Genomic DNA, 4,285 nt, shown 5'->3' with positions numbered 1-4,285 from the left:
CTGACCCATGCGGTGCCGCGGACAGTTGGTGCAGGGGAGCGGGCGCTCTATCACGCGCTTTATCCGGCGCGTCATGCTCTCTATTCTTCGGATACGTTTGCGCAGGCCTGCGGTCTTGCAGCCTCTCCACTGGATGACATGATTGCCTTTCATACGGTTTTTGGCAAAACCGTTCCCGATGTGTCGCTGAATGCTGTGGCAAATCTGGGTTACGCGGAAGGCCGTTGGCTCAGGCCGGTCTGGCCGGGTGACACGCTGACCTCGCAATCCGAGGTGATCGGGGTCAAGCAGAATTCGAACGGCAAGTCGGGCGTTGTCTATGTGCGGACCACCGGGCGGAACCAGCGGGACGAAGCGATGCTGGAATATGTGCGCTGGGTGATGGTGCGGAAAGGCGATCTCGATGCGCCCGCGCCTGAAACTGTCATACCGGAGCTGAACAAGGTTGTCCCCGCGGGGACACTCGCAGTGCCCGAAGGTTTGAGTTTCGCAAAATACAATTTCGATCTGGCAGGCGAACCGCACCGGTGGGGGGATTACGAGATTGGAGAACAGATCGATCACGTGGATGGCGTGACGATCGAAGAAGCAGAACACATGATTGCGACCCGCCTGTGGCAGAACACGGCCAAGGTGCATTTTGACACCTCTGCGCGGCCTGATGGAACGCGGCTGATCTATGGCGGCCATGTGATTTCGATGGCGCGGGCACTGTCGTTCAACGGGTTGGCCAATGCGCAGATGGTTGTCGGTCTGAACGCGGGTGCGCACGCCAACCCCTGCCTGGCAGGGGATACCGTCCGCGCCTGGTCCGAGGTGCTAGACAAGGCCGAAACCTCGGCGCCTGGCGTTGGGGCGATCCGTTTGCGGTTGGTCGCAACCAAGGGCGGCGCGCCGTTCCGGTTGCGCGGTGAGGACGGCAAGTATCTGCCCGAGGTCTTGCTTGATCTCGACTACTGGGCCTTGATGCCCATGTAGGGATGGATGCCGGGGTGACGCGCGTCTAACGACGATGCCCCACCCGCCATCCCGCAGGACGTGAAGGAGAGACACCATGCTGCGATATGCTTTGCCGTTCCTGTTTGTACCGGGCATGGCGATTGCGGATGAGGAGCGCGAGGCCTTTGTCGAGGCTAATCTTCTGGGCGTCTTCTATCATGAACTGGGACATGCGCTGATCGACATCCTGCAATTGCCAGTCTTCGGACAGGAAGAGGATGCGGCGGATGTCGCCTCGATCCTGCTGATCGATGGGTTCTATGAAGAAGAGGCGGCACAGGCGTTGGCCTATGACGCTGCCTTTGGCTTTCTTGGAGAGGCCGCTGCTGCCGCAGATATCGCCTATTGGGATACACATGGGCCAGATGAGCAGCGCTTCTACAACACGGTCTGCCTGTTCTACGGCGCCAATCCCGACGCGCGCGAGGATTTTGCGATTGACCTCGGGTTGCCGCCAGAGCGCGCCGAAACCTGCCCGGATGAATTTGCGCTGGCGCTCGACAGCTGGGGCCCGGCCTTTGATGAAATCGCGGGTCAGGGCAATACGATCCAGTTCGACCACGGTGGGCATGCCCTGCTGACCACGGACCTGATGCAGGCTGAAATCGCCGCACTGAACGACGATTTCGACCTACCCGTTACGCTGACTGTCCGGGTTGAGGAATGCGGCGAGGCCAATGCGTTTTATGACCTTGGGACCACCGAAATCATCATGTGCACTGAGTTCGAAGACCATCTGCGCACACTCTATGACGCGCTCGAATGACGATGCGTTTGTGAAGTGCACTGCATGACAGGACGCGCTAGGCTTCTGTCATGTGGCGCTTGGTTTCAATCTGTCTGGCATGGGCGTCGCCAGCGCGTGCATGCGAGCTGGCGCTGCTTCTGGCCGTGGATGTGTCGGGGTCGGTCGATGCCGATGAATACCGTATCCAGATGGACGGCGTGGCACATGCGTTGCGGGACGGGATCGTGGCCGATGCCCTGATTGCGCAACGCGCGCAAGTCAGCTTGGTGCAATGGACGGGTGCGTCGCGCCAGCGCCAGACCGTGCAATGGACCGAAATCCGGACCTATCAGGACGTTCTGGCCCTCGCGGACCGGATTGAAGGCGACGCGCGTATCTGGCGGAACTACTCGACCGCCATTGGTGAAGCGCTTGCCGTATCGCGCACGGCCTTTGCACCCGTAGCGCATTGCCAGCGCAGGGTGATCGACGTGTCCGGCGATGGTGTCTCGAACGAAGGGGTTGAGCCCGCGACGCAGCGCAAAGTGCTGACGCAGGAAAACATCACGGTGAATGCCATCGCCATTGAGACCGACGACACGGATCTGACCGCCTATTTCTTCGAAAACCTGATCACCGGGCCCGGCGCCTTCGTCGTTACGGCGCAGGGATTCGAGGACTATCCCGAGCAGATCAAACGCAAGCTGCAACGTGAGACCACAAAACAGGTGACTTATTCTGCACAGTGACCAAACTTGTGATCACACGCATTTCAACCGTGATCACGTTTGCGCAGAATCCTGCAAATGCGCCAAAAAACCGCGCCATTTGTGAAGGGGTCGCGCGTGACATGTCCGTAAAAAGAGGTATCAAGAGGCAACCGATCACAAAGGATGCACAATGGCAGACGTCAACCGGGGCAACCGCCCGCTTTCGCCGCACCTGCAAATCTACCGCCCACAATGGACATCGATTTCCTCGATCATGGTGCGCATCACCGGCATTGGTTGCCTGATCGCCTCCGTGCTTGTGGTTGTATGGCTTCTGGCCGCGGCGTCGTCTGAAGCCGCCTTTGCTGTGATCGATGGCTTGTTGCGCAGCGTGCTTGGCACTCTGATCCTGATCGCCGCGACATGGGGCATATTCTACCATATGCTAGGCCGACTGCGCCACGTGCTCTGGGACTTCGGCTACCTCGTGCAGGTGCCCGTGTCCGAGGACATGGCAAAGGGCATGTTCATTCTGGCCACGTTGCTGACCATTTTTGTTGTGATCGCAGTTTAGGGGAGGGTTCGGTATGCGTTTTTTAACTGACCGCAAACGCGCCATGGGCCTGGGGTCCGGACGTGAGGGCACGCATCATCACTGGCAAATGATCGTCAGTTCGGTCCTCCTTGTGCCGCTGGTGCCCATCCTCGTTATCCTGTTCGCATCGGCTCTTGGTGGCAGCCACGCCGAAGTTGTGACCTTCTTCAGCCGCCCGATCCCGGCCATTTTGATGGGGCTGTCCCTGATCGTCATCGTGGTTCACCTGATGCGTGAAGCGCACGCTGCGATCGAGGATTACGTACACGGGACAGCTGGTAAGTTGACGTTAATCGCAACCACCGCATTTGCCTACACCATGATTGCGGCAGGCCTGTTCGCGATCGCGCGCATCGCGCTTTGAAATAACCAAGCGCGCTTCGCCAGCGCCGCTTTGAAACGAGGAGGCCGAAATGGCTGCATATGATTACGAGACGCATGAATATGACGTCGTGGTCGTTGGTGCCGGTGGCGCTGGACTGCGCGCAACACTGGGCATGGCCGAGCAAGGCTTGCGCACTGCGTGCGTGACAAAAGTGTTCCCGACACGCTCGCACACCGTTGCAGCCCAAGGCGGCATCGCGGCGTCCCTGTCCAACATGGGTCCCGACAACTGGCAGTGGCACATGTATGACACGGTCAAAGGGTCTGATTGGCTGGGCGACACGGACGCGATGGAATACCTCGCCCGCGAAGCGCCCAAGGCGGTCTATGAACTCGAACATTACGGCGTGCCATTTTCGCGCACCGAAGAGGGCAAGATTTACCAACGCCCCTTCGGCGGCCACACCACGGAATTTGGTGAAGGCCCCCCTGTGCAGCGCACATGTGCTGCTGCCGACCGGACCGGGCACGCGATCCTGCACACGCTCTACGGTCAGTCGCTGAAGAACAACGCCGAGTTCTACATCGAATACTTCGCCATCGACCTGATCATGTCCGATGATGGGGTGTGCCAGGGCGTTCTGTGCTGGAAGCTGGATGACGGCACCATGCACCTCTTCGCAGCGAAGATGGTCGTGCTGGCGACAGGTGGCTATGGCCGCGCCTATTTCTCGGCCACATCGGCCCACACTTGCACCGGTGACGGTGGCGGCATGACCGCAAGGGCGGGGCTTCCGCTCCAGGATATGGAATTCGTGCAATTCCACCCGACCGGTATCTACGGCTCTGGCTGCCTCATCACCGAAGGCGCGCGGGGCGAGGGCGGCTACCTCACCAACTCTGAAGGCGAGCGGTTCATGGAACGCTACG

Annotated in this window: 6 protein-coding genes; all 6 read left to right on the top strand. The window is 59.7% G+C overall.

Annotated features, from left to right (window positions below):
* Positions 1 to 978: MaoC family dehydratase (locus tag AC6RA8_RS21565; protein ID WP_500355766.1), on the top strand; the 978-nt coding region annotated here is incomplete at its 5' end.
* Positions 979 to 1,054: 76 nt separating this feature from the next.
* Positions 1,055 to 1,765, top strand: a complete 711-nt coding sequence (locus AC6RA8_RS21560) for a DUF4344 domain-containing metallopeptidase (RefSeq protein WP_500355764.1) — start codon at positions 1,055 to 1,057, stop codon at positions 1,763 to 1,765.
* Between the two features lie 50 nt (positions 1,766 to 1,815).
* Positions 1,816 to 2,475, top strand: coding sequence for a DUF1194 domain-containing protein (locus AC6RA8_RS21555; RefSeq protein WP_500355762.1), 660 nt, complete (start codon positions 1,816 to 1,818; stop codon positions 2,473 to 2,475).
* A gap of 151 nt (positions 2,476 to 2,626) precedes the next feature.
* The gene (gene sdhC, locus AC6RA8_RS21550; RefSeq protein ID WP_500355760.1) at positions 2,627 to 3,010 is read left to right on the top strand and encodes a succinate dehydrogenase, cytochrome b556 subunit; all 384 of its coding nucleotides are present in this window, start codon (positions 2,627 to 2,629) and stop codon (positions 3,008 to 3,010) included.
* A 13-nt stretch (positions 3,011 to 3,023) separates the two neighbouring features.
* Complete coding sequence (sdhD, locus tag AC6RA8_RS21545) at positions 3,024 to 3,395, top strand: succinate dehydrogenase, hydrophobic membrane anchor protein (protein ID WP_500355759.1); 372 nt, start codon at positions 3,024 to 3,026, stop codon at positions 3,393 to 3,395.
* Positions 3,396 to 3,444: 49 nt separating this feature from the next.
* The coding region (locus tag AC6RA8_RS21540) for an FAD-binding protein (protein ID WP_500355758.1) at positions 3,445 to 4,285 on the top strand (841 nt) is incomplete at its 3' end.

It is taken from the genome of Tateyamaria sp. (assembly GCF_059783535.1).
Note: the sequence above shows the minus strand (reverse complement) of the source record. Positions and strands in the feature narration are given on the sequence as shown.